This is a genomic window from Micromonospora sicca (genome assembly GCF_003172935.1).
GTDB classification, from domain to species: Bacteria; Actinomycetota; Actinomycetes; order Mycobacteriales; family Micromonosporaceae; genus Micromonospora; species Micromonospora sicca.
Genome location: NZ_QGKS01000013.1, coordinates 1 through 670, shown reverse-complemented (window position 1 = coordinate 670; position 670 = coordinate 1). Strand labels below are relative to the sequence as shown.

General features: G+C 68.8%; 1 protein-coding gene. It reads right to left on the bottom strand.

All coding sequences use genetic code 11. The features are described 5' to 3' along the window. The coding region (locus tag DKT69_RS00075) for an ISAs1 family transposase (RefSeq protein WP_236647218.1) at positions 1-670 on the bottom strand (670 nt) is incomplete at both ends.

Sequence of the window (670 nt, the reverse complement as noted above, 5' to 3'; positions counted from 1 at the left end):
CGGGTGGCGCGGGCGATGTTGGCCTCGCCGTTGGTGGGTGGTAGCCGATCGAGGTGTTACGCAGGGTCGCGAGGACGGCGGGTCCGGTGCCGGTCCGGGCTTGGTGGAGATCTTCACGGAAAGTGACGTCCCGGACGTGATGTACGCGGTTTTCGATGTGCCATTCGAGGCGGGCCCAGTGCTGCAGGTCGGCGGGTTGGGCCTGCTCGGCGGGTAGAGACACCGTGTAGTAGGCGGTTTCGCGGCTGGTCTTCCCGCTGGTGGTGCGGGTGCGGGTGATCCGGACGGCCTGCTCGGCGTGGGGGAACCTGATGCCGCCCGGAGTAGCCACGGTGATGGCTTTGACGGTGCGGGTCTCGCGGCGGCCGTGTCCGGTGTCGCGGCGGCGGTCCCCGATCGGGATCTCCGGCCAGGGCAGGGTCTTGAGCTGCTTGAACAGGGTGGGTTGGTTGCCTTTCGTCGGGATCATCAGGTGGGCGCCGCGGGCGGCGATCTCCTCGGCGTGGGCGGTCTGGGTGTGCAGGGCGTCGGCGATGAACGGCAGACCGGTCAGGCTGCCCAACACTTGCTCGACCGCGTCGAGCAGCGGTGCGAACGCGGGGATCTCGTTGCTCTTCGCGCTCACGGTGACCTGGGCCAGTACGATGTCGGTGCTGGTGTCCAGCCCGGA